Source organism: Ruegeria sp. BF7, from assembly GCF_056538605.1.
Genome location: NZ_JBQFTM010000029.1, coordinates 1 through 23,600 on the forward strand (window position 1 = coordinate 1; position 23,600 = coordinate 23,600).

Here is a 23,600-nt window from a genome sequence, read left to right on the forward strand (position 1 = left end):
CCATCATCGTCAGCAAGTGCGAAAGCGGCAACGCCAAGATGCCGGTGATCACCATGGATCCGGTCGTGATCCGCGACCGGTTCATGAAGGCCGTGGCCGGCTGATGGGCACAGGCGCAATCCATTCGGCTGAGGATGCTCGCCGCCTTGCCCAGCGGCGGCTCCCTTGGATGGTGTTTGATTATATCGATGGCGCCGCCGGGCAGGAGGCCGGAGCGGCTCGCAACCGTGCGGCCCTGAATGCCATCACCCTACGTCCCCGCATCCTGCGCGACGTCAGCCGGCGGTCCCTGGCGGTACAGGTTTTCGGTGCCGACGCCGACCGCCCCTTTGGCATCGCACCCATGGGTATGTGCAATCTGGCCGCTCCAGGTGCCGACCTGATGCTGGCGCGGCTGGCGGCACGCTACCGTGTACCTCATGGCGTCTCAACCGTTGCCTCCACCCCGCTTGAAACCATCCTGGAGGCGGCACAAGGATATGCTTGGTTCCAGCTTTACTTCAGCGGCGACGGCAGCGGCACTTTCAAGCTGGCCAAACGCGCCAAGGCTGCCGGATACCAAACCCTTGTGCTGACAGTCGATGTTCCCGAAGTCGGCCGTCGGCCGCGTGAGCTGCGCCACGGGTTCACAATGCCCTTCCGAATCGGCCCCAGGCAGTTTTTCGACTTCGCCATGCATCCCGGCTGGTCGCTTAAGACGCTTTTTGCAGGCAGGCCGGGAATGGCGAATTTCAAGATGGAGGGTTATGACTTCGACCGCGCCGAGAGCCGAGCCCGAGCCACATGGGACACACTGGCCCGGCTGCGGGATCTCTGGCCTGGAAAACTGGTGGTGAAAGGGGTGCTGGACAGCGAGGACGCCCGCGCGTTGATGTCTGCAGGCGTTGATGCCATTCAAGTTTCAAGCCACGGTGCGCGGCAGCTGGAAGCAGCCCCCGCGCCGATAGAAGTGCTCTCAAGTATTCGCTCAGACCTGGGGTCGGGTTTTCCCCTCTTCTACGACAGCGGGATACGGTCAGGAGAAGACGTTCTTAAGGCCCTATCACTTGGGGCCAACTTTGTCTTTGTTGGAAGGATACTGCAGTTTGCTATCGCAGCTGCCGGAGAGGCAGGTTTGGAGCAAATGTGGGATGTTCTTAGCCAAGAGTTGAGTATTGCCATGGCCCAAACCGGACAGATTATGCCGAATTGTGACAATTCTCTTTAGTAACGCAAGCGCGACTTTGTGGGACATTGAACCCAAACGCTCTACCACCATGCAGTCGCGATGGGCGTCAAACGTGTGGTTCTTGCCAGTTCGAACTGGGTCCACGGGGACAAGCGTATCACCATGGATGAGTTAAACAGCGACACGCCTCTGGGGCCGGTAAACGCCTACGGCATGTCAAAGTTGTTTTGCGAACGGACCGGCGCTTACTTCGCGCGGCATCATGGGCTTTCGGTTATCTGCCTGCGCATCGGCTGGACCCAATGGACCCATGACAACAAGCCTGGACCTCATATGGCGATGGGTCGCTGGGGGCAGGAGATGTGGCTGAGCGATCCGGATTTTCTAAACGGCATGCGCGCAGCGATAGACACCAAAGACGTCGCGTTTGCGGCCTTAAATCTTATGTCAGACAACCCCGGCATGTGTTGGGATAACACCGAAACAAAAAGAAAAATCGGATACGATCCGCAAGACGGAAGCCCTGCAAAAATGACACCCACCATCGCAGTTAGAACCTCAGTCAAAAGGCTTTTCTCATTTCGCATCGTTAAGTATCTTGAGAGACGCTTTCCGCATTGGTGATGGTCGCGACTTGCAATACTCGATGCGCCCTGACGTTCGAGGCAGCTCAAGAGCTATTGTAGCCCTCAAAACAGAGAGATTTGCAGTTCATAGACTTCCTGCAACTTGAACAGTCCGGCCAAAAACCGGTGGATCGCCACGAATAATAACCACGTCGTCGTCTCGAGGGCCGAGGAACCTTTGTTTTACAGAGTGTTATTGTGTGGAAATTGTGTGCTAAACGGACCTCAGCCACCAAATACGTCTTGCAGCATTGATTTGATTGAGGGATTCTCCAAATCCACCTCGCCCTACCATCATTATACCTACACCTCGTTCTAATTTGAGCGTCGGAGCAGTCGCCACTCAGTCAATTGCCTTTTCTTCATCCAAAGCTGCCCACCCTCAACGAATGCTCCCATCTTTTCGAGTTCGTTGCCCCGAATACGCTTCTCATCAATTGCCGCAAAACTGATCTCAGGTACTTTCTGCAGATCGTACAGCGATTGATCAGGGTCTCCTTTTAGGTTGTAAGTTACACAACGGTCGCGACTGCTTAGAATTGCCATCCGACCAACTAGCACTCAGGCTTTTCCGACACTGTTGCATCGGGCCAGAGCCGTCCGAGCGGAACACCTGGGCCAAGAAGAGATTGCTCTGAAGGCAAATCTCCCGCACTCTCCAATTGACGAGAGGGGGGACGCGGCAAATGGGCAATATCAAAGAGGAAACGCTCGATCCTGACGATTGGGAGGCAGCCCGCGCGCTCGCGCATATCGTGGTGGATGAGGCCATCGATCATTTGGAGCAGGTGCGCGAGCGCCCCGTTTGGCGCCCAATGCCCGACGACGTTCGCTCTCGTCTCAAGGCTGGCTTGCCAGACGCCCCCTGCCCTTTGGAACAGGTCTATAGCGACTATCTTGCGCTCGTGCGTGCCTATCCTATGGGAAATATCCATCCCCGTTTCTGGGGGTGGTACATGGGAGCCAGCAACTTCACAGGAGCATTGGGTGATTTCCTTGCCGCTGTGGAGGGAAGCAATCTCGGGGGTGGTAACACCGGTGCGGCGCAGGTCGAGCAGCAGGTTGTCGATTGGTTGAAGGAAATCGCTGGCTTTCCTGAAAATGCCAGTGGAACCCTGACCAGCGGCGGGTCCATGGCGAACCTCGTTGCGCATACGGTCATCCGGAACCTCGCTGCCGGCTATGATGTGCGCGCGGAAGGCATCGCCGCCATGGAAAAGCCGCTGCGATTTTATGCTTCTGATCAGGTTCATAGCTGTCATCAAAAGGCCTTCGAAACCCTTGGCCTTGGCGCAAAAGCACTTGTGGAGGTCCCGAGCGATGGCCACCAGCGGATCAGACTCGATGCGCTGGAGGCAGCAATTTCCGAAGACCGCGCGCAGGGATTGCAGCCAGCCTGCGTCATCGGGACGGCGGGGACCACAAACACCGGCGCAATAGATGACCTGACCGCACTTGCCGATCTTTGTGAACGAGAGCGGCTTTGGTTCCATGTGGATGGGTGTATTGGCGGTGTTCTACGTCTTGCCCCGGACCACGCGCATCTTGTGTCCGGCATGGAGAGGGCCGGCTCTGTCGCAATCGATCCACATAAATGGCTACACGCACCTTTTGAGGCTGGAGCCGTTCTGATCAAGGATCCCGAGGCGCATTTCGCAACCTTCGAAATGCATGGTGACTATCTTCAAATCCAGGAACGTGGGATGCTCGCAGGTAAGTTCCTTGCCGACTATGGCCTGGAACTCAGTCGTGGTTTCCGAGCGTTGAAAATCTGGATGGCTTTCAAGGAACAGGGTGCCGCCAAGTTCGGACGCCTTATTTCTCAGGACATTGCTTTCGCGCGGTACATGGCGCGTCAGATCGAAGCGCATCCGATGCTGGAACTGGTTGCTCCGGTAGACCTTAACATCGTTTGCTTCCGCTATACGGCGGCGGATGAGGATACGGCCAAGAACCTCAACACCGAGATCATGTTGCGGCTTCAGGAACGCGGCCTTGCTGTCCCATCAGATACGACTGTGCAGGGCAAGCATGGCCTCCGTTGCGCCTTTAACAACCACCGCACAAGGCACGAGGACATTGACGGCTTCTTGCGCGACGTGGTGCGCATCGGCGAAGAGATCGTTGCCGAGAAAGTCCACTAGAGGTCTCTGCAGGCCGAGTAAGGGTTGCGAGGTCAGCGATCGCATCGGACTCTTCGTTGACGTAGGGGACGATCCAGCCAAAACCGACTGGCCAGTTCCGCTCCCCAATCCACGGCTTGAGCCCCAGGCGCCGTTCAGATCGCTGCCACCACCGCGATAGCACCCCTCGTAGACTGCCCTTGGTACGCAAACTTCGCCCACCCTGAAACTCCCGAGAACGCCCGCACCGTTCCAGCGCCCATTCGTCAGCCCGCCGCTGACAGTGCTTGGGACATGGAAAAGCAAAGAGTTTTCTCAATGAATGCAACGGTGACAGCGTTGCTGATCGGAAACTCTGCGATCTGATCGTTAATCCGGGATCTCCAGATGAGTGAGTTCAATCTGACCTAAATAACGAAGGATACCTTGCCCGCCACTTACAAGCTGCATCGTTTGCCTACAGGGGCAGGTTCGACATGGATCGCGTAACCTCGTGCACCTGGATTTCGCCGGACCGATCAATCTCGACAATCAGTTTCAGGGCGTTCGGAAACCGCTCGAAATACGAGAAGCTGATAGCATCGATCAGATTGATCGCCTGGCATTGTATCCGGTAGTCGGCCTGAAATTCGGTGTGCTGTTCCTGATCTGCTGCCGCGGCGACGTCGGCCTCGGGACCAAGCCCTTCTGCCAGCAGTGTGACATTGGCCGTTGCCGTGAAACAGGCCGCGCCTTCCGGCAGGACAAACAGTTCCAACGGTTTGGACAGATCGGAAATCGCACCGGCGACCATGGCCCGATCCTCGTCGGTTTGCGCCGGGCGCTCAAAGCCGATGATATCCGTAGCAGGCACCGCAAGCGACAACGATAACTCAGCCTCTGAGACCGCGATATCCAGATGCCCCGTGCCATGTTCGTGCTCAATCCCGGCTTGCGTCTGCGACAGAACGACCGCAGGAACCAAAGTCAGGGCGAGAGCTGCGCATCTCATAAACAGGCACCACCTACCAGGGAATCACAGGTTTTATCTTAGTATTTTTCAAAAGCGGCGCAATCTAGGCTCGGGGCCAGCGGCCCCGCCAAATATGGGGAGGGCAAAGATCAGCTAATCTGAGTATAAAACTCAGGTTGACATAACTGACTAAATAACTCAGCTTTTGCGCCATATGCGTCGCACAGGCGGCGTCTGTGAAATTGTACCAGACAGGAAAGTGTCACCCCCATGACCCGATTTTTTGCTGCCACCAGCGCCCTGACCTTTAGCATCGCGTCCGCAGCCGGTGCAGCCGACGCACCGTCGAAAGCTGATGTTCTGACCACCTACGCGAACATTGCCGAAGCCAAATATGATGACAGCCTGATCGCGGCCAAAGCCCTGCACGAGGCCGTGAACGCCCTGATCGCCGAACCGTCCGATGTTACCCTGAACGCGGCACGGGCCGCTTGGGTTGCCGCGCGCGTACCCTATCAGCAGACCGAGGTTTACCGTTTTGGCAACGCCATCGTTGACGACTGGGAGGGTAAGGTGAACGCATGGCCGCTGGATGAAGGCCTGATTGACTATGTCGACGCCAATTACGGCGGCCCGACCGATGAAAACGAGTTCGCCGCGTTGAACGTGATCGCCAACGCCAGCTTTGAGCTGTCAGGCACGACCATCGACGCCAGCGAAATCACCCCCGAGCTCCTGGCCGAAACCCTGCACGAAGCCGACGGGATCGAGGCAAACGTTGCCACCGGCTACCATGCCATCGAATTCCTGCTTTGGGGGCAGGACATGAACGGCCACGGTGCCGGTGCGGGCAACCGCCCGTATACCGATTACGCCCAGGGGGACGACTGCACCGGCGGCAATTGCGACCGTCGTGCTCAATACCTGAGCGCCGCGACAGAGTTGCTGATCAGCGATCTGGAATGGATGGCAGACCAGTGGAAAGAAGGCGGCGAAGCACGCGCTGCCCTTTCTGCAGATGAAACCGCAGGCGTGAGTGCCATCCTGACCGGAATGGGCTCGCTCTCTTATGGTGAGCAGGCAGGTGAGAGGATGCGTCTGGGCCTGATGCTGAACGATCCCGAGGAAGAGCATGATTGCTTCTCGGACAACACCCATAACAGCCACTACTATGATGGGCTGGGCATTCAGAACGTCTATCTGGGCAGTTACACCCGCATCGACGGCACCCCGGTTTCCGGCGCATCGCTGTCGGAACTGGTGATCGCCTCCGATCCGTCGCTGGACGCCGAGATGAAGGTCAAGCTGGCCAACACCATGCAGGCGCTGGGTCGTCTGAAATCGACCGCCGAAGCCGGTTTCGCCTACGATCAGATGCTGGAACGCGGCAATGAAGGCGGTGAGCTGCTGATCATGGGCGGCGTTGAAGGTCTGGTCGATCAGACCAAGACCATCGAGCGCATCGTGAATGTGTTGGAACTGGATCAAATCGATTTTGAAGGTTCGGAAAGCCTGGATAACCCGGACGCGGTTTTCCATTGAACTTAACCCTGGCCGGAAGCATGGGCGAATTCATGCTTCCGGTTAATCTGATCACGCAAGTTTGTGTCTGGACGCGAAGAATATAACTTACTAAAATAGTAAGAAACCTACCGAGCTTTGAATCGCCATGATCGTTTGCCACTGCACCAACATCACTGACCACGAAATCCGCGCAGCGATTGACTGGATGCGGGCGTCAGACGCTCAGGCAATTATTACCCCCGGAAAGGTCTATCACGCCCTCGGTAAATCCGCGGATTGTGGCGGCTGCATGCCGCTTTTTCTAGACACCATGCGATCGAACGATAATCTGGAAGTACCCATGCAACTCCGCGCGTTACGCACCGGGGCCAAACCGAAGGATCCAGATGAAGGGCAACGCCAACGTCATAGAATACTTAAACAAATCTCTGCGGCATGAGTCGTCGACCGTCAGCCAGGAATGGCTGCACAACCGCCTGTAAGAGGATTGGGGCCTGGGTCATGTGGCTAAGAAGTGCCGCGAAGAGTCCATTGAGGAAATGGAGTACGCGGACAAGCTGATCGAACGGATCATTTTTCTGGAAGGCCACCCCAACCTGCAGAAACTTGACCCGCTGAGAATCGGTGGGACCCCCAGAGAGACACTGGATTGCGACGTCGCCGCGGAACTAGACGTTCGTGCCCTATATGCCGAGGCACGCGAGTTCTGCCACGAGGTGTGCGACTACGTCTCTATGTCGCTGTTCGAGGGATTGCTCAAGGATGAAGAAGGACATATCGACTTCCTCGAAACACAGCTCGACCTGTACGAAAGGATTGGCAAAGCCAATTATGCGCAACTTAATGCATCGAAAAAGGACGATAGCGAATAGCTTCGCCGTCCTGTCGGTAGCCGCGCTTGCGGCCACCCAGCCCCGCGCAGCCGAACTGCAGGATCTTCACCTCAATTTCGAACCCAGAACCGAGGATGAGCGCACCCGGATCGCCAATGTCATCGTGGCACCCACTGATTTCAGCGCGCCTCAACGGTTCGAGGACCTGCCCGCCGGGGCCGCCACCGTCCGCGCGCGCACAGATGCGGATGCGTTCTCGCAACCTTCCGGCAACCTGAGTTTTGAGCAGGAGCTGGACTTCAAGGTCGGCAACGGGTTGTTCAAGAAAATCTGGGTATCTTCGCCCGCGTCGACCCTGGCGTCGGACGGGCTGGGGCCGCTGTACAACGCGCGCTCATGCCAGCGCTGCCACATCAAGGACGGGCGCGGCCACACGCCCGCCGGGCCTGGCGACAATGCGACCTCCATGTTCCTGCGCGTCTCGATCCCGGGCGGCGATGCCTACGAAGAGATTGAGGACTTTATCGCCACGCAGCCCGACCCTAACTATGGTGGTCAGATGCAGGACCTGGCCTTGCCCGGCCACGCGGCGGAGTACCGACTGGACATTACCTATGATGAGGTCCCCGTAAACCTTTCCGGTGGTGAAACCGTCACCCTGCGCAAGCCGATCTATCAGGCGACGGATTTGGGATACGGTCCACTGCACCCCGAGGCCATGATCAGCCCGCGCGTGGCACCACAGATGATCGGTCTGGGTCTGCTCGAGGCGATCCCGGTCGAGGACTTGCTGGCCAACGCCGATCCCGATGACGCCGACGGGGACGGCATCTCCGGACGCCCGAACATCGTCTGGTCCAAGGAATTTGATGTGCCTATGCTGGGCCGGTTCGGACTCAAAGCGGGTATGCCGACGATCATGGAGCAATCGGCAGCGGCCTTTTCCGGCGATATCGGTATATCTAGTCCGCTCTACCCTGCGGGTCATGGCGATTGCACCGATGCCCAGGTGCATTGCGTGAGCGCCCCGCATGGCGATGGGGACACCCGCGTGTTTGAAGTCGATCAAATCGGCATGGATTTGGTGGCCTTCTACAGCCGAAATCTTGGCGTCCCGGAACGGCGAAATGTGGATGATCCGAAGGTGTTGCGCGGAAAAGAAGTGTTTTACGACACCGGTTGCAAGTCCTGCCACACACCTGCCTTTGTCACCCATCGCATGGAAGACCGGCCCGAACACAGTTTTCAGCTGATCTGGCCCTATTCCGACCTGCTGTTGCATGACATGGGCGAAGGGCTGGCCGATGACCGCCCCGAGGCCCGCGCCACCGGGCGCGAGTGGCGCACACCACCGTTGTGGGGGATTGGGTTGACCCGAACGGTTTCCGGCCACACTCAGTTCCTGCACGACGGACGCGCGCAAACATTGCTCGAGGCCATCCTGTGGCACGGAGGCGAAGCTCAGGCCGCCCGCGATACGGTTGTGGCAATGCCCAAGCCCGACCGTGATGCTCTGATCCGTTTCCTCGAAAGCCTCTGACTAATGCGGTTCCTAGCTTTTGCCCTTGCCCTGACGCTGCCCTTCCCGTCGCTGGCGCAGGATCGCGGTCCGATCCTGAACGCAACAGTCGAAGAACATATTCTGCCCGGCTTCGCAGCGCTTTCCGGCGCAACCGGAGCTCTGGCGCAAGTGGCGCAGGCCAATTGCACCGCAACGTCGCCCGAATTGCGCGCGGCCTATCACACCGCCTTTGACGACTGGATTTCGGTCAGCCACATGCGATTTGGCCCCTCGGAAATCGGTGACCGGGCCTTTGCGCTGGCCTTCTGGCCTGACACCAAAGGCTTCACGCCCAAGGCCCTGTCCGGTCTGATCGCCATCGAAGACGACGCCGTCAAAACCCCCGCGACCTTTGCGGAAACCTCGATCGCCGGACGGGGGTTCTTTGCGTTGGAACAGATGCTTTTCGATCCCCGCTTTTCAGATCAGGGCAGCGACGCTTATCGCTGCGCGCTGATTCAGGCCATAGCCACCGATATCGACCTGAACGCCCGCGCAATGGATGAAGATTGGGCAAACTTCGCAAACGCTCTGACACAACCGGGCGAAAACAGCCCCTACCGATCTGGCGATGAAGCGATGCAAGAGCTCTACAAGGCGCTGGTCACCGGTCTGGAATTCACCGGCGACACCCGGCTAGGCCGCCCGATGGGCACATTCGACCGCCCCCGCCCCAACCGGGCCGAGGCGCGTCGCTCTGAACGATCCCTGCGCCATGTGGAACTGTCCCTGATTGCGCTGCGTGATTTGGCCGCGCACCTGTCGGCCGATCACCCCGATATCACGGCTGATCTGGATAGCGCATTCGACAAAGCCATCACCCGCGCGCAGTCGCTGGATGATCCGACCCTTGCACGCGTGGCTGATCCGCAGGGCCGGTTCCGGGTCGAGGCGCTGCGGCAGTCGATCAACGACATCCGCGAGATCGCCTCGTCCGATCTTGGTCCGACGCTGGGCATCAGCGCCGGATTCAATTCGCTGGACGGGGACTGACCCATGCCAAGCCGCCGACATTTTCTGGCCGGACTGGCCGCAAGCAGCCTGGCCCCTCTGCGCGGCTGGGCTTCGGTCGGAGCACCGGATTATCTGGCCACCGCATTGTTTCCGGATGGAAGCTACCGTCTGGCCGGGTTGACTACGGGCGGAGATGTCCTGTTCTCTCTTCCCCTGCCCGCGCGCGGCCATGCGGCTGCGGCCCATCCTTACCGCGCGCAAGCAGTGGCCTTTGCGCGCCGCCCCGGCACCTTCGCGCTGGTCATTGATTGCGCCACAGGCACCGAACTCACACGGCTAACCGCCCCCGAAGGCCGCCATTTCTTTGGTCACGGCGTTTTCTCACCCGATGGTACGCAGCTTTTCACAACCGAGAACAACTACGAGGCCGGAGGGGGCGTGATCGGCATTTGGGACACCTCCGATTATAGACGTCTGGGTGAGTTCCCCTCGGGCGGCGTTGGCCCGCATGACATGCGGCTGATGCCTGACGGGGAGACCTTGGTCATCGCCAATGGCGGCATCGAAACCCACCCCGAAACCGGCCGCACCAAACTGAACCTGCCGACCATGCAACCGCGCCTGTCTTATCTGGACCTGAACGGTACGGTTCTGGAACAGGTGGAACTGTCGCAGAACCTGCACAAGAATTCGATCCGGCATCTGGCCGTGCGCCAAGACGGGCTGGTGGCGTTCGCGATGCAATGGCAGGGGGACAAGGCACAACATCCGCCGTTACTGGGCCTGCACCGTCGCGGCCAAGCACCGCGCCTGTTGTCGGCCCCTGACGCCAAGCAAAGCACATTGCAAGGCTATGCCGGCAGCATCGCCTTTTCCGGTGACGGAGAGGCCGTTGCCATCACCTGTCCCCGTGGCAGCGCCCTACACCGGTTCCACGTGGCAAGCGTCGAGCTAACCGGCGCCTTCCCGCTGGAGGACGTCTGCGGCTTGGGCCACGGACCCAAAGGTTTTGTCTTCACCACCGGCACCGGAATCGTCGGCGAGCTGACCTCTGGGGTCCAAATCTCCGCCCGCCCGGACTGCCAATGGGACAATCATCTGATCCCAATTCGCCCGACCGCCTAAATTCGGCAAAGCCCGTCACATAGATTACACTTGGACGAATCGAACTGCTGCCGTATTGGCGGGCGCAAAACTGGCACTCCCACGTTAAGGACCGACTTGATTGAAACAGACGCCCGACGCACCGCATTCCATCTACGGGGTTGAAAAATGGGGCAAGGGCCTCATCGAGGTGACGGAGGATGGCGAGATCGGTCTGCGCAATCCAATGGCACCTGAAGCGGCGGCGATCAGCCTGCCCGGTATCCTGCACGACCTGAACGAACGTGGCATCAAGGCGCCGATGCTTTTGCGCATCAGCTCGTATCTGGAAAACGAGATCGCCCATATCAACGAAAGCTTTCGTGATGCCATCGCCCGAACCGGGTACAAGGGCACCTATCGCGGTGTGTTTCCGATCAAGGTGAACCAACAGGCGCAGGTGGTCGACCGGATTGTCGAGTTTGGCAAGAAATACCAATACGGGCTGGAAGCCGGATCCAAACCGGAATTGGTGATCGCCCTCGCCCATCGCCTGTCGCGCGAGGCCCTGATCGTCTGCAACGGCGTCAAGGATGCCGAGTTCATCCAACTGGCGATCCTCAGCCGCAAGATCGGCTTCAACACGGTCATCGTGCTGGAAAGCCCGAAAGAGGCTGACACGGTGATCGGGGTCTATAACGAGCTGGGCATCGAACCTTTGCTAGGCGTGCGGGTCAAGCTGACCAACCAGATCAGCGGCAAGTGGGAGGAAAGCTCGGGCGACCGCTCGGCCTTTGGCATGAATACCGACCAACTGGTCGCAACCGTGGACAAGCTGAAAGACGCTGGCCTGCTGCATTGCCTGAAGCTGCAGCACTCACATCTTGGATCGCAGGTGCAGGACGTTAATGACGTACGCCGCGCGGTAGGCGAGGCATGCCGTTATTACACCGAACTGACCCGTGAGGGCGTACCGCTGACCCATCTGGACCTCGGCGGCGGTATGGGCGTCGACTATACGGGCGAGAAAAAGGCAGCCGAAAACTCGATCAACTACACGGTCGAGGAATATTGCGCCAATGTGGTAGAAACCGTCGCGTACGCGATGGACGAGGCCGACGTTGCGCACCCGACGCTTGTTACCGAAAGCGGACGCGCGGTGGTGGCCACATCCTCGATGCTGGTTTTCAACGTGCTGGAAAGCACGCTCTATGACGCGGCAACCGCCCCGGATGTCGAGAACGACGATCACCATATCCTTTCGGACTTGGCGGCAGTGCAGGGTTACCTGTCCTGCGACCGGCTTCAGGAATGCTGGAATGACGCCAATTTCTATCGCAACGAACTGCGCGCCCTGTTCCGCCGCGGCTATGTCGACCTGCGCCAGATGGCTCGGGGCGAGCGCATCTATCTGTCCCTGATGGCCCGGATCAAGGCTTTGGCGGCCAGCGACGAGATGGAAACCGATGTGGACGACCAGCTTGAGAAGGTCGCCGATATCTATCACTGCAACTTTTCGCTGTTCCAATCCCTGCCCGATGTCTGGGCCATCGACCAGCTTCACCCGATCGTGCCGCTGCAAAACCTGAACCAGACGCCGGACCGTCGCGCAGTGCTTTCCGACATCACCTGCGACAGCGACGGCAAGATCGACCGGTTCATCCTGGCAGATGGCGTTTCACCCAGCTTGCCGGTGCACTCCCTGCCCGAGGAAGGCGAGTATTTCATGGGTGTCTTCTTCGTCGGCGCTTATCAGGAGACATTGGGCGATCTGCACAACCTGTTCGGGGATACCAACGTCGTCACCATCGACTTGCGCGCCGATGGCGGTTTCGACCTGCTGCACGAACAGGAAGGCGACACGATTTCCGAGGTCTTGTCGTATGTCGAGTTTGACCCGCAAGATTGCGTCGCCGCCTTCCGCAAAATGGTGGACGAGGCGATCTCGACGGATACTCTGAAAGCCAAGGACCGCAAAACCCTGATGAGCGCTTATCGCGACTCGATCAACGGCTACACCTATTACGAATAACCCCTTGAGAGGAGATTACCCCATGGGAAAAACACTGGTTGTCGGCGCGGGCGGCGTATCCCACGCCGCTGTGCACAAGATGGCGATGAATTCGGACATCTTCACCGAGATCACTCTGGCCAGCCGAACCAAGTCGAAATGCGACGCCATCGCTAAAGCAGTGAAAGAGCGCGTGGGCGTCGATATCGCAACCGCCGAACTGGACGCCTACAAGGTCGAGGATACGGTCAAGCTGATCAAAGAGACCGGTGCGGAGATCCTCGTGAACCTCGCCCTGCCCTATCAGGATCTGGTGCTGATGGATGCGTGCCTTGAGGCCGGCATTCACTACCTCGACACCGCGAATTATGAGCCCGAGGATGAGGCCAAGTTCGAATACCACTGGCAATGGGCCTATCAGGAACGGTTCAAAGAGGCTGGTCTGACCGCCATCCTCGGCTCGGGCTTCGATCCGGGTGTTACATCCGTCTTTGCCAAGTGGCTGAAGAAGCACAAGCTTGAGACGATCCGCCAGATTGACGTGCTGGACGCCAATGGCGGCTCGAACGATCAGGAGTTTGCGACCAACTTCAACCCGGAGATCAATCTGCGCGAAGTGCTGGCCGAAGTGCGTCACTGGGAAGGTGGCGAATGGAAACACTCCCCCGCCATGACCCATAAGGTCGAGTTCGACTTCCCCGCCATCGGCCCCAAGAACATGTACCTGATGTATCACGAGGAACTGGAGAGCCTCAGCACCCACTTCCCCGAGATCGAGCGCGCCCGTTTCTGGATGACCTTCGGCGACGCCTATATCACCCACGCCAAGGTTCTGGAAAATGTCGGCATGACCCGCATCGACCCGGTGATGCATGACGGCAAGGAAATCATCCCGATCCAGTTCCTGAAAACCCTGCTGCCCGACCCCGGCGATCTGGGCGCGGAAACCAAGGGCAAAGCCTGCATCGGTGACATCGCCACGGGTCAGGCCAAGGACGGCTCGGGCGAGACGACCTATTACATCTACAACATCTGCGACCACGAAGAGTGCTATCGTGAGGTCGGCTCACAGGCCGTCAGTTACACCACCGGCGTCCCTGCCATGATCGGTGCAGCCCAAGTCCTGAAGGGCAACTGGACCGAGCCTGGCGTTTGGAACATGGAACAGCTCGACCCCGATGACTTCATGGACATGCTGAATACCCATGGGCTCCCATGGCAGGTCCACGAACTCGACGGCCCGGTCGATTTCTGATCCGCCCAGCTTCATCTGGCCCCAAATACCTCGGGGGTCCGGGGGCAAAGCCCCCGGCCTCTTCACTCGACGGAGACGCCGATTATGGCAGATATGATGACCACACAGGCCGGGGATGCCGGAGCCTTCCGCAATTTCGACCTCAGCCGCGTGCCCACTCCCTGTTTCGTGGTCGATGAAAAGGCCGTCGAACGCAACCTGACAATTCTCGCCGATATCGGCAACCGATCCGGCGCGCATGTGCTGAGTGCGCTCAAGGCGTTTTCCATGTTCTCGCTGGCCCGGCTGGTCCGCCAGCACCTCGACGGCACCTGCGCTAGCGGCATCTACGAGGCGCGTCTGGGCCGTGAGGAGTACGGCGGCGAAGTCGCAACTTTTTGCGCCGGGTACAAGGACGCCGACATGGACGAAATCCTGTCGCTGTCCGACCACATCATTTTTAACACTCCGGCACAAAAGAACCGGTTCCTCGCCAAGGCTCAGGCCGCCGGTGTCCAGGTCGGCCTACGCATCAATCCGGAACATTCCGAGGGCGAGGTCGCGAAATACGACCCGTGCGCTCCCTGCTCGCGTCTGGGCATGCCGGTCAGCCAACTGACCGCCGAGACCTTGATCGGAGTTGACGGTCTGCACATGCATACACTCTGCGAACAGGGGTTCGAACCGCTGCAGCGCACATGGGCCGCAGTGGAACCCAAACTTGCGCCCTATATCGGCCAGCTGAAATGGCTGAATTTCGGCGGAGGCCACCACATCACCCGCGATGACTATGACCGCGACGGGTTGGTCGCTTTCATCAAGGGCATCCGTGAATCATATGGCATCGATATCTATCTGGAACCCGGTGAGGCCGTGGCGCTGGATGCCGGAATTCTGGTCGGAGAAATCCTCGATCTGCCCACCAATGGCATGACCCTCGCGATCACCGATATCTCGGCCACATGCCACATGCCCGACGTGATCGAGGCCCCCTATCGCCCCGCGCTGATGGACGAGGCGGATGCCGGTCACACTTATCGTCTGGGTGGACCATCCTGTCTGGCTGGTGACGTGATCGGCGATTACACGTGGGACAGGCCGCTGGATATCGGGCAGCGCTTTGCCTTCCTCGATCAGGCGCATTACTCGATGGTCAAGACCAACACGTTCAACGGCGTTCCGCTTCCTACAATTGCCCTGTGGAACAGCGAAACGGACGAATTGAAGATCATCAAACAGTTCGGCTATGACGACTTTAGGGACCGACTCTCATGAGCATTTTCCTCGACAGTGAACTGGCTGCGTCCGAGCGTACTGAAGACGCAAAATTCCGTGTTATCCCGGTGCCGCTGGAACGCACGGTGTCCTACGGCTCGGGCACGGCCAAAGGCCCCGAAGCCATCCTTGAGGCGAGCAACGAGTTGGAACGCATCACCGGCCATGCCGAGCCCTGTGTCGAAGGCATATTTACCGAAGAGCCCGTGGATTGTGACGCGTCGCTGTCCGAAATCATGGAGCGCCTCGCCCAGCGCACCGAGGCCGCCATCCGCGCGGGCAAGGTGCCGGTCACTTTGGGCGGTGAGCATTCGCTCAGCTACGGCGCGGTCATGGGGGTGGCCCGCGCTCTGAACCAGCCGATCGGCATCGTTCAGATCGACGCCCACGCCGACCTGCGCGATGCCTATCAGGGTGAAAAACACTCTCACGCTTCGGTCATGCATCTGCTGGTCGAGGAAGGTGTCCGTTTGGCGCAATTCGGCGTCCGCGCCTTTTCCACCGAAGAGGCCAAAAGCCGCCTGAAGAACCACGTCTTCCATGTGGATGCCGAGGAACTGGTCACCGGCAACATCCACGCCGTTGACCTGCCCGAGGATTTTCCCGCGCTGGTCTATGTCAGCTTTGACGTTGATGGTCTGGACCCATCCCAGATGCCCGCCACAGGAACACCGGTCCCCGGCGGGCTGGGTTATTATCAGGCGCTGCGGCTGGTCGAACACGCCCTGAAGGGCCGCAAATGCGTAGGCTTCGACGTGGTCGAGCTGGCCCCGGATGGCAATGCCGCCTGGGATTTCACTGCAGCTCAGATCGTCTATCGGCTGATGGCCGCCTGTTAATCCTCGGCGGTCTCATTTAGTTCCATGTGACCCTCACCCTTGTCCAAGATTCGGCGCAGCATGGGCTCGAAGAACTCCAGCGGTTTGGTCGGGTAATCCGGGTCGAATGCCTTTTGATCGTATTCGTGGCAGAAATAGCGGCAGTCCTCCCAATAGGGGCTGTCGCGGTACTTGTCGCGGGCGTTGCGGTCACCGCCAAGGTGGTGGTTGTAGTAGTAGCCCTGGAACACGCAGTGATGCTTGAGAATCCAGTAGGTCTTCTCGCTGACATAGGGCTTCATCATCGCCGCCGACAGCTCACCATGATTATAGGGCGACAGGATATCGCCAGTGTCATGGATCAGGGCCGCAACCACCAGTTCCTCATCCGCTCCGTCTTCATAGGCACGGGTCGCGGCCTGCAGACTGTGCTGATAACGGTTGACCGGATAGGGCGTCCAGTCTTCGTCCAACGAGCGGATCGCATCCAGAATCCGGTCAGGCAGGGCGGCGTTGAAGCTCTCTTCATACTCCATAACGGCGTCCCAGTCGGCCTTTGTGGCCTCTTCAAAACTGGTCCAGGTGGGTTTGTGGCTTTTGTCCAGCATGGCGCGGTCCTTTGGCTAATCGGTTGGCATCAGAATAGCTCGTATCTGATACTCAAAAAAATAAATTGATTTTATCAGACTAATGAAAAAATACTTTCGATATGCAACTCAAGGCAATCGAGACCTTTCTGTGCGTGGCCGAGACCGGTGGGTTTCACGCCGCGGCCCGCAAGCTGAACGTAACCCAGACGGCTGTCAGCGCCCGCATTCGGCTTATCGAAGAGGAAACCGGCAAGCCGCTTTTCACGCGCGGCGCCGGTGGCACTAGTCTGACCGATTTCGGGCGACAGTTCCGGCCCTATGCGGAACAGATGCTGTCGCTGTGGTCCTTTGCCTCTCATGACCTGCCCGCGCAAACGCAGAACCGGGTGGCTCTGCGCCTTGGAGCGCAGCTGAGCATCTGGGACCCGTTACTGGTTGATTTGGCCGTGCGGTTCGAAAAGCGCGTTGGGCATCTGTTGCTGACGCTGAACTATGATCACGACCTGAACATGATAGACGCGGTCGCCACCCAGGTTCTGGACGCAGCGCTGACCCACGAACAGCCCACTGACCCGCGCATTCAGGCGCACGAGTTGAACCCCGAACGTCTGATGCTGGTTGAAACCCCGGCCACGGGCGATCCGGTCTTTATCAATCTAGAACTGGGCGAGGTGTATCAGGATCACGTACGCGCGGCAGCGCGTCAAGCGGCGGGGCAAACCGTGTTTCTGGGCAATTGCCTGATGGCCTTGCGCTATGTCCTGCGGCGGGGCGGGACCGGTTATTTCCCGGAATATGTCATAAGGGATCACCTGTCGGCAGGTGAGTTGATCCCGGTAACCGGAGCCATCGACCTGATGCTGCCGCTGTACCTGGTGACCCGCCACGACAGCGCCATTTGCGAGGACATCCTGAACTGTCTAACCGATCTACGCGCTACGAACTAACCCCGGGACAGCGCGCCCGGCGCATCCTTGTAACGTCTGCGCATCAAAGGTCGCCCCGCGATCAGCAGGAACAGGCTCGAGATAGCTATACCAATGACCGCCGGCAGATACAGCAAGCCCCACAGGTTCGGATCGTCAATCACAACGGGCGAAACAAAGCCACGCACGCCTTCAAGCAGGACCAGAATGGTAAAAGCGCCCAAAATCTGTGGCCACAGTCCAAAACGTGAAAAACTGCCCAGCATCAGCGTTGCGTACCCGGCCAGCGCAACTGCAATACAGATGGCAATCCAGGAAAACCGCTGGTGCAATTCGTCGATTAGCTCACCTTTGGTGAACTCTTCTGCCGCGCTAATGGTATCTCGGTCCTGTAAAAGCTCGATCGTTGGAATGGCTTCAAGGCTGCGCTTGGCCATATTGGTGGAATTGGTCAGCTGGGAAATATCGTACGAGGCGTCTTCGAACAGGGTCGAGGACAAGGTCAGCCCCTGCTGATCCAGACGCAGTGCAATCCCGTCCAGCATAACAAGGTGAATGCCGGTATCGTTGTTGACCAGATACGCCGTCTTTGATGAGTAGCTGACCGGGTTCAGCGGATCACGCCGGTCCGAGACAAACACTTCGGACAAGGTGCCGTCCAGATCGATCTTGCCGATATAGACCGTGACACCGTAGGCGGGGTGCAGAAATTCGCCCTCGTTCAGCAACTGCGCCGTGACGTCGCCGGCAACCTCGGCCTGACGCTGTTCAAGCTGCTCGACCGAGGCCGGGCGTAGAAAAACGCTGATGACGGCCATCATCAACCCGGCCACCAGACCAAACAGAAAGACAGCCCGCGCCAGACGCCAAGGGCTTGAGCCGGTGGCCAACATCACCGTCATCTCGCTTTCGCGGCTGAGACGGTTGGTGGCATAGACAGCAGCGGCGAACACTGCCATTGGCATCACCGTCCGGATCAGCGTCGGCAAGGTCAAGGCGGTAAATTCCAAAAACACCATGGCCGATTGCCCGCCACTGATCACGCGATCAAACAGGCTGACGGATCGGGTGATCCAGAATACGCCGACCAGAACCAGGGTGAAAAAGCCGAACAGAATCAGCAATTGCCGCAGGAAGTATCCATCAAAGCGCGACATGTATCCTCATCCGCGTGTTCGTAGTGGGCAGGACCTTATGCCATTCCGGTGGCAGAGGAAACCGGGATTGGCCGGATCGCGCCAACCGATATTACCCCTTAAGCGTTTCCGCAGCCCGTTGCACGAAACCGGGCAGTTTTCTCTACTGTTACGCTCAACGCCTGGGATTTTGCGGAAACGTCCTTTCGTGTCAGAATTTGGGGATTACGCAGAATGGAGTTTTTATATGGCACTGTTATTTCCCACCGCACTTACAATTCCGAGAAGAAAAAATTCACTCTGCCACCAGCGGTAAAAACGAGATACGTCAACATTACGAAAAAGAACGCGGATGGCAGCATTCGCAAGGGCAGCATAGTCAAAAGGCGAAATGGCTAGGCCTTGTGCTTTAACAAGGCAGAGACAAGGCGGGCCTGATCTGTGTTTACGGCTTCAACACCAGCCAGAAGGACATGCTGGATCGTTTGGAGAAAACAGAATCCGGCGTCAGGCCCAATGCCTACTATGGCGCGGTCATTGCGTGTGACTGGCCCAGCGATGGATCACTTCACACCTATGACCGGGATCGGGACGACGCCAAAACGGTCGAACCCCATTTTGTTGACGACGGTATATTGCCACTGTTGGGGATGTCTCCCAAACCCAAGGTCCACGTTATTGCGCCGCACAATACAAGCGCGATGTTCCGGAGGGAAAACGCAGCAGAACCACATCCCATCGCAGGCGGTTCGACAGCAAGGTTTTCTACAAGGACCTCTCTCTGACAATCGATGGTCAGGACGCGAATACAATGCCCTCACGGCATGACACAAGCGTCGGGGATCTGGCATTGCCGGCCCGAGGAACAAGGTGGCCAGCCTCTTTGTGGTGAAAATTTCTGAGTTTAAGTCTTTCATTACCAGGGCGGTACTGATTAACACAGATTCCAGACGCACTACGCAATGCCCCCTGCCCCTGCAGGCAATGCTATTTCCATGGGACTGGTGGAATGGCAGGGGTGGCAGAGTTCGAACCCGCGATCTACGGTTTTGGAGTTTGCGGGAATTATCTACCGCTGGATATCTGCCCGCACCTAACAGTATGAAATTGCGGGATTTAGCTTTCTGTGACTAGTCGAGGGCATACCTGTCCAACGCACAAAAAAGATCAAATTCTGTCTGAGCGAAAGCAAACCAGAGGTCCTGAAGTCCGAGGATAAGGGTTACGAAGTCCGCGACAAAGTTGTACGCGGGCTGGTCCTGAGAATTGGCAAGCGCAGCAAATATTTCTGAGAAGTAGCTATTCCGCGCGGTCAGCGCCGCCATCGTTAAAACCTTGGCACGTTCCCGGATATCAGCGTGAAGGAAGCCCGCAAGGCGGCTGAGGAAGGCAAAGCACAAACTCGTACCGTGCGCTCAGACAACAGCACCAAAACCATTTCAGAATCGTTCGGCGCCTATAATTCAGCGCGAGAGGACGAGTTGCGGGATTGGCATGACATACAATCTGTTTGGGATGTTTGGGCAAAGTACCGCATTGGCGCCTTCGGGCGACCGAGCTTTCTTTCCATCACGGTCAGGACTTCCAGTCTCACGTCAGCAAAAAGTCGTCGCCGATCCGGGGTCGGTGCTGTGGTCAGTTAGCTGCGCCCATTCTGGGCGTGGTGTGCTGAAAAGCAATCATTGGGAAAGGCTCAAGGTTGGTGCAGAAGCGAGGAATCGAGACCGGGTTCCATCCGCCGATGAAGGGGCTGAGATTTACGCGACCGATTGCGAATGCCCTTGGCTGTCCATTTGTTGCAACGCGTAAGACGCCATCAGTCTATTGGTAGTCCGTCTGTCCATTCACGGGCACATTCGCAGCCGGACATTCCCCCTCGGCCATGCCGCAATAGCCAACTATTGGCGCACCAGCTTGAGCCTCCTCCGATTTGGAGCCGCCGACAAAACACTGCGCTCAGCAGATTTGCTTGGTGTCGCCAAGTAGAACTCAGTGGCCCCCCCGGTCCTATAAACTGGTGCGTAATCAGGTTTCAAGTAAACTGTCACCTTGGTTCGAACTGAAGGTGAGACCGGCGTTGAATTCATGCGCCGTTTTGATCGAACGGGCGCGCAAGTAGGAAAGAGAATTGGGGCGAGTGTGACCCTGTTCCGGGGTGCCAAGTGAGTTTGACTGCGCGTGTTTGGGGTGCGACGCGCCGAACTCATACCCCCTCGTTGAAATCGCAAACCCCTATAAGGCGCGCCGCTCGAAACTGATGCCAGAGCTACTTGTTCCAATTGCGACGCTTAGATTAAAAATGCAGCGTTGCACCAGCATTCAAAACCCGCAATTCGATCAATTTTCAGAGAACTACAGCGTTCGTGGGGCGACATGCCGAACTAACTAACCCCCTCTAATCCAGTTTGAAAAACCAGAACGTTCTAAAATAAAGACATGCCGCCCACGTTGCCAAGATCGCATTGTGTCTAAATTGTGTCCACGGTTCATTGTGAAACTCACCGTTCGCATCCCGGAAACAGCTCGATTCGCTAGAATCCAAGTCCCTACGGGAAACCCCCAATATCGGGCTTTGCGTAAACTGGGTATTTTAGAATCATAAATACCACACACCCCCTTGAGAAAAAGATAGGGGCTGGCTTTACCCCCTCGTCCAGCCCCTATTTTTTTCTGAGACCATCCCTACAATTTTCCGGCTAAGGACAGTATTGCGCATTATCCAATCTTAAGTCGCCGCCCAATGATCTTAGGTTCGCGCGTTGTACCGTCTCAAATTCAAGTCGCCGGTTACGCCCGGTAACGGTCACCACCATTGCAGCTTCTACCCGAACCCGTGATGCTTTGCCCAGACGTGCAACGCCGCCTACCAATCGTCGACTGGGCGGGTTTCTAGTTCCTTGTGGAAGTCACGGGGGAATCGATTGAGTCATTTGGCCATAGATCCGATATGAGGCGGATACAGGGAAGCGGTAAGCGTTACCTATTGCCACTTCGCGCGGCATGAAGTTTCCATGGACCCGCCACCATCCAACGTCTTACTTCGAACGGAAAAGCTGTCCTTTCCCAAGCCATATTGATTCCAGCAAAGTTAGCCTTCTCGCAGTAGGCTGCAGTTAACGTATTCGCCAACAGGTGAATTAGCGGCTAAGGTTCGGACTCATTCTTGTTTCATAGCCAGAACATGACAGTTGCGGTGAAAGAGATGGCGGAAAGGATTACCTTTGGGCACCTATCTTGTCTGGTTGCGACACGCCTCCGGCCCTTGAGCCTGCCGAACATGATCTCTATCCGGTTATGCCGCTTGTAGAGTGTTCGTCATATTTGTCGGTGGCCTTGCGTTGCTTCCGGCCAGGGGCACATGCGCGTGTCCCAATTCAGGGCTTCTCTGAGGCAATTGGCATCGCAGCCTCTATCCCCGAGCGGTCCGTACTCCTTGGGTGCATCTCGCTAGCGTAAACCACCACGGTTAATAAGAATAATTCCGTTCACTACACGCCGACCATCTACGCGAAGTCTGCCGCGGGACTGCGGAAAACAGGGCTCACGACGTGCTATCCGCACATCTGTCAGCCGGAAAGGATCAGACATTTTCACCGCTCGTTTTTTGAACGGTGAATCACACCACCAGACATAAATAAGCGTGTCCTAGCCCTGGGGATGCCATCAGGGGTCTTAGGGTTTGAGAAGTTCAGATGGCAGAAATCACAGCGTTTGCCGCTTCGACAAACCCGGCCACGGCCACTGCGCTGGCCAGTAAGATGCAACAAACTTCAAGTGCGTTGAGTTTCATTTTGAGCCCCATCAAAATGGTTTCCTCGGAGTACGTCAAACTTCGCGCTTTGCATAGTCGCTGCATGCTTACGTAGCGAAAACTTGCTACGCTGGCGGCACATATTTGCCCATGCCATGAAAGCGGGAGCTGCGTGCGGTGTTTGTTTCGGCGTCTGATGCTTGACGTGTAGCCGCATTGTATCGTCGGGCGTGTTGCCCGCTTGGTGGATCGATCACTAAAAAAAGGGGGCGCGCATGATTTCAGCGCGCCCAGTCCGCAGGGAGGATAATGAAAAATACTGCGCTCTTATAATACCTTGAACGCCAACTCATTAACTGTAGTCAGTATTGGCTGATCTGGCGGGACCGTCAGTGATGCGGGTCACACAAGCGGAGACAAAATTTTGAAGAAGACTTTCAACTGAATTCCTCAAGCCGACCTGGCAATAGCACCACTGGCGCTTTTGGCAAGAAACGTCCCTCGTTTGAATGCCGAGGCACTTGAGAAATCATATGAGAACTCGAGGCTTGAGAAAGTTTCTGCGTTAATCAATCAGTCGAGGTTCGGTTGGTTCTCAGCGACCTAGACACTTGTGAAAAGGGCGCGGCTTTCCGCCGGCACAGTCACTATATCAACCTCAAACAAAACGCGGTGAATTTCGGAGAGATGCGAGCAGCCTCAATCGGCTGGTGGTGACTAGTTCGGATAAACAGCATCAACAATGAGATGCGAAACGTACATAATGGGGATGCTCTTCGAGAATCTACGGGCCTTCGAACCCAACGCAATCCCGCACCGCAGCTATTTCTCCCGCTTTCACTGACGAGATTTACTCGCACGGCATCGCTACGTTGCCCTATGCCGGTTGACGTTTCAAAAATCGAAGACTACCTAAGCCGCACGCTTGAGGTTTGTCGCCTCTCGCAATGGAGATTTTATGAAAGAGACCCGGGCCTAACGCCCGTTCCTGGCGAAGCAAATTCAGGAACACCAACATTGATAGGCACACTTACG

General features: G+C 57.4%; 17 protein-coding genes and 4 pseudogenes. 16 read left to right on the forward strand and 5 right to left on the reverse strand.

Going from position 1 to position 23,600, the window contains the following annotated elements:
• The 4 genes and pseudogenes from ACR0IK_RS23665 to ACR0IK_RS23680 all read left to right on the forward strand — a co-directional run.
• Positions 1 to 104 (forward strand): annotated as a pseudogene (locus tag ACR0IK_RS23665) (sulfopyruvate decarboxylase subunit beta); the annotation flags it as partial.
• Positions 104 to 1,207, forward strand: coding sequence for an alpha-hydroxy acid oxidase (locus ACR0IK_RS23670; protein WP_480643582.1), 1,104 nt, complete (start codon positions 104 to 106; stop codon positions 1,205 to 1,207). The pseudogene ACR0IK_RS23665 and the gene ACR0IK_RS23670, both read left to right, overlap by 1 nt.
• Before the next feature lie 42 nt (positions 1,208 to 1,249).
• Positions 1,250 to 1,792, forward strand: a pseudogene (locus ACR0IK_RS23675) (NAD-dependent epimerase/dehydratase family protein); the annotation flags it as partial.
• A gap of 688 nt (positions 1,793 to 2,480) precedes the next feature.
• Entirely contained in the window at positions 2,481 to 3,938 is a 1,458-nt protein-coding gene (locus ACR0IK_RS23680) for a pyridoxal phosphate-dependent decarboxylase family protein (RefSeq protein WP_480643583.1), read from the forward strand.
• 436 nt (positions 3,939 to 4,374) lie between these two features.
• On the opposite strand, the gene ACR0IK_RS23685 is transcribed toward ACR0IK_RS23680, so the two are convergent.
• Positions 4,375 to 4,908, reverse strand: coding sequence for a ZrgA family zinc uptake protein (locus ACR0IK_RS23685; protein WP_480595297.1), 534 nt, complete (start codon positions 4,906 to 4,908; stop codon positions 4,375 to 4,377).
• A gap of 231 nt (positions 4,909 to 5,139) precedes the next feature.
• Here ACR0IK_RS23685 and ACR0IK_RS23690 point away from each other — a divergent pair, with 231 nt between their 5' ends.
• The 10 genes and pseudogenes from ACR0IK_RS23690 to speB all read left to right on the forward strand — a co-directional run bounded on the left by ACR0IK_RS23690 (position 5,140) and on the right by speB (position 16,183).
• Positions 5,140 to 6,411, forward strand: coding sequence for an imelysin family protein (locus ACR0IK_RS23690; RefSeq protein ID WP_480643584.1), 1,272 nt, complete (start codon positions 5,140 to 5,142; stop codon positions 6,409 to 6,411).
• A 127-nt stretch (positions 6,412 to 6,538) separates the two neighbouring features.
• Positions 6,539 to 6,832 carry a (2Fe-2S)-binding protein gene (locus ACR0IK_RS23695; protein WP_480595299.1) on the forward strand — a complete coding sequence of 98 codons (294 nt, stop codon included), beginning with the start codon at positions 6,539 to 6,541 and terminating at the stop codon, positions 6,830 to 6,832.
• Positions 6,780 to 7,265: pseudogene (gene bfr / locus ACR0IK_RS23700) on the forward strand (bacterioferritin). The gene ACR0IK_RS23695 and the pseudogene bfr overlap by 53 nt, the downstream one beginning before the upstream one ends.
• Positions 7,237 to 8,766 (forward strand): di-heme oxidoreductase family protein, encoded by a 1,530-nt coding sequence (locus tag ACR0IK_RS23705; protein ID WP_480643585.1) that lies wholly within the window; start codon positions 7,237 to 7,239, stop codon positions 8,764 to 8,766. The pseudogene bfr and the gene ACR0IK_RS23705 overlap by 29 nt, the downstream one beginning before the upstream one ends.
• Before the next feature lie 3 nt (positions 8,767 to 8,769).
• Entirely contained in the window at positions 8,770 to 9,780 is a 1,011-nt protein-coding gene (locus tag ACR0IK_RS23710) for an imelysin family protein (protein ID WP_480643586.1), read from the forward strand.
• 3 nt (positions 9,781 to 9,783) lie between these two features.
• Positions 9,784 to 10,866 carry a DUF1513 domain-containing protein gene (locus tag ACR0IK_RS23715; protein WP_480643588.1) on the forward strand — a complete coding sequence of 361 codons (1,083 nt, stop codon included), beginning with the start codon at positions 9,784 to 9,786 and terminating at the stop codon, positions 10,864 to 10,866.
• 100 nt (positions 10,867 to 10,966) lie between these two features.
• On the forward strand, positions 10,967 to 12,856 hold the full coding sequence (gene speA / locus ACR0IK_RS23720) for a biosynthetic arginine decarboxylase (protein WP_480643589.1): 1,890 nt from the start codon (positions 10,967 to 10,969) through the stop codon (positions 12,854 to 12,856).
• Positions 12,857 to 12,878: 22 nt separating this feature from the next.
• Positions 12,879 to 14,090, forward strand: a complete 1,212-nt coding sequence (locus ACR0IK_RS23725; RefSeq protein ID WP_480643590.1) for a saccharopine dehydrogenase family protein — start codon at positions 12,879 to 12,881, stop codon at positions 14,088 to 14,090.
• A gap of 84 nt (positions 14,091 to 14,174) precedes the next feature.
• A complete protein-coding gene (nspC, locus tag ACR0IK_RS23730; protein WP_480643591.1) occupies positions 14,175 to 15,344 on the forward strand; it encodes a carboxynorspermidine decarboxylase in 1,170 nt (389 codons plus the stop codon).
• Positions 15,341 to 16,183 (forward strand): agmatinase, encoded by an 843-nt coding sequence (gene speB / locus ACR0IK_RS23735; protein ID WP_480595306.1) that lies wholly within the window; start codon positions 15,341 to 15,343, stop codon positions 16,181 to 16,183. Before nspC ends, speB begins: the two co-directional genes overlap by 4 nt.
• On the opposite strand, the gene ACR0IK_RS23740 is transcribed toward speB, so the two are convergent.
• The gene (locus ACR0IK_RS23740) at positions 16,180 to 16,770 is read right to left on the reverse strand and encodes an HD domain-containing protein (RefSeq protein WP_480595307.1); all 591 of its coding nucleotides are present in this window, start codon (positions 16,768 to 16,770) and stop codon (positions 16,180 to 16,182) included. The two genes, speB and ACR0IK_RS23740, sit on opposite strands and share 4 nt — an antisense overlap.
• A gap of 101 nt (positions 16,771 to 16,871) precedes the next feature.
• On the opposite strand from ACR0IK_RS23740, the gene ACR0IK_RS23745 reads away from it, so the two are divergent.
• The gene (locus ACR0IK_RS23745) at positions 16,872 to 17,699 is read left to right on the forward strand and encodes a LysR family transcriptional regulator (protein ID WP_480643592.1); all 828 of its coding nucleotides are present in this window, start codon (positions 16,872 to 16,874) and stop codon (positions 17,697 to 17,699) included.
• Here ACR0IK_RS23745 and lptF read toward each other — a convergent pair.
• Together lptF and ACR0IK_RS23755 are read right to left on the reverse strand one after the other, a co-directional pair.
• Positions 17,696 to 18,835 carry an LPS export ABC transporter permease LptF gene (gene lptF / locus ACR0IK_RS23750; RefSeq protein WP_480643593.1) on the reverse strand — a complete coding sequence of 380 codons (1,140 nt, stop codon included), beginning with the start codon at positions 18,833 to 18,835 and terminating at the stop codon, positions 17,696 to 17,698. The genes ACR0IK_RS23745 and lptF overlap by 4 nt on opposite strands.
• A gap of 1,109 nt (positions 18,836 to 19,944) precedes the next feature.
• Complete coding sequence (locus ACR0IK_RS23755; RefSeq protein WP_480643595.1) at positions 19,945 to 20,139, reverse strand: hypothetical protein; 195 nt, start codon at positions 20,137 to 20,139, stop codon at positions 19,945 to 19,947.
• A gap of 33 nt (positions 20,140 to 20,172) precedes the next feature.
• On the opposite strand from ACR0IK_RS23755, the gene ACR0IK_RS23760 reads away from it, so the two are divergent.
• Complete coding sequence (locus tag ACR0IK_RS23760) at positions 20,173 to 20,457, forward strand: hypothetical protein (protein WP_480595310.1); 285 nt, start codon at positions 20,173 to 20,175, stop codon at positions 20,455 to 20,457.
• Positions 20,458 to 21,982: 1,525 nt separating this feature from the next.
• On the opposite strand, the pseudogene ACR0IK_RS23765 reads toward ACR0IK_RS23760, so the two are convergent.
• A pseudogene (locus tag ACR0IK_RS23765) lies at positions 21,983 to 22,234 on the reverse strand (transposase); the annotation flags it as partial.
• Between the last annotated feature and the right edge of the window lie 1,366 nt (positions 22,235 to 23,600).

Excerpts from the sequence above, each read along its gene's own strand:
- ACR0IK_RS23670 (WP_480643582.1), top strand. The coding sequence starts at position 104 with ATGGGCACAGGCGCAATCCATTCGGCTGAGGATGCTCGCCGCCTTGCC.
- ACR0IK_RS23680 (WP_480643583.1), top strand. The coding sequence starts at position 2,481 with ATGGGCAATATCAAAGAGGAAACGCTCGATCCTGACGATTGGGAGGCA.
- ACR0IK_RS23685 (WP_480595297.1), bottom strand. The coding sequence starts at position 4,908 with ATGAGATGCGCAGCTCTCGCCCTGACTTTGGTTCCTGCGGTCGTTCTG.
- ACR0IK_RS23690 (WP_480643584.1), top strand. The coding sequence starts at position 5,140 with ATGACCCGATTTTTTGCTGCCACCAGCGCCCTGACCTTTAGCATCGCG.
- ACR0IK_RS23695 (WP_480595299.1), top strand. The coding sequence starts at position 6,539 with ATGATCGTTTGCCACTGCACCAACATCACTGACCACGAAATCCGCGCA.
- ACR0IK_RS23705 (WP_480643585.1), top strand. The coding sequence starts at position 7,237 with ATGCATCGAAAAAGGACGATAGCGAATAGCTTCGCCGTCCTGTCGGTA.
- ACR0IK_RS23710 (WP_480643586.1), top strand. The coding sequence starts at position 8,770 with ATGCGGTTCCTAGCTTTTGCCCTTGCCCTGACGCTGCCCTTCCCGTCG.
- ACR0IK_RS23715 (WP_480643588.1), top strand. The coding sequence starts at position 9,784 with ATGCCAAGCCGCCGACATTTTCTGGCCGGACTGGCCGCAAGCAGCCTG.
- ACR0IK_RS23725 (WP_480643590.1), top strand. The coding sequence starts at position 12,879 with ATGGGAAAAACACTGGTTGTCGGCGCGGGCGGCGTATCCCACGCCGCT.
- nspC (WP_480643591.1), top strand. The coding sequence starts at position 14,175 with ATGGCAGATATGATGACCACACAGGCCGGGGATGCCGGAGCCTTCCGC.
- speB (WP_480595306.1), top strand. The coding sequence starts at position 15,341 with ATGAGCATTTTCCTCGACAGTGAACTGGCTGCGTCCGAGCGTACTGAA.
- ACR0IK_RS23740 (WP_480595307.1), bottom strand. The coding sequence starts at position 16,770 with ATGCTGGACAAAAGCCACAAACCCACCTGGACCAGTTTTGAAGAGGCC.
- ACR0IK_RS23745 (WP_480643592.1), top strand. The coding sequence starts at position 16,872 with ATGCAACTCAAGGCAATCGAGACCTTTCTGTGCGTGGCCGAGACCGGT.
- lptF (WP_480643593.1), bottom strand. The coding sequence starts at position 18,835 with ATGTCGCGCTTTGATGGATACTTCCTGCGGCAATTGCTGATTCTGTTC.
- ACR0IK_RS23755 (WP_480643595.1), bottom strand. The coding sequence starts at position 20,139 with ATGGCGGCGCTGACCGCGCGGAATAGCTACTTCTCAGAAATATTTGCT.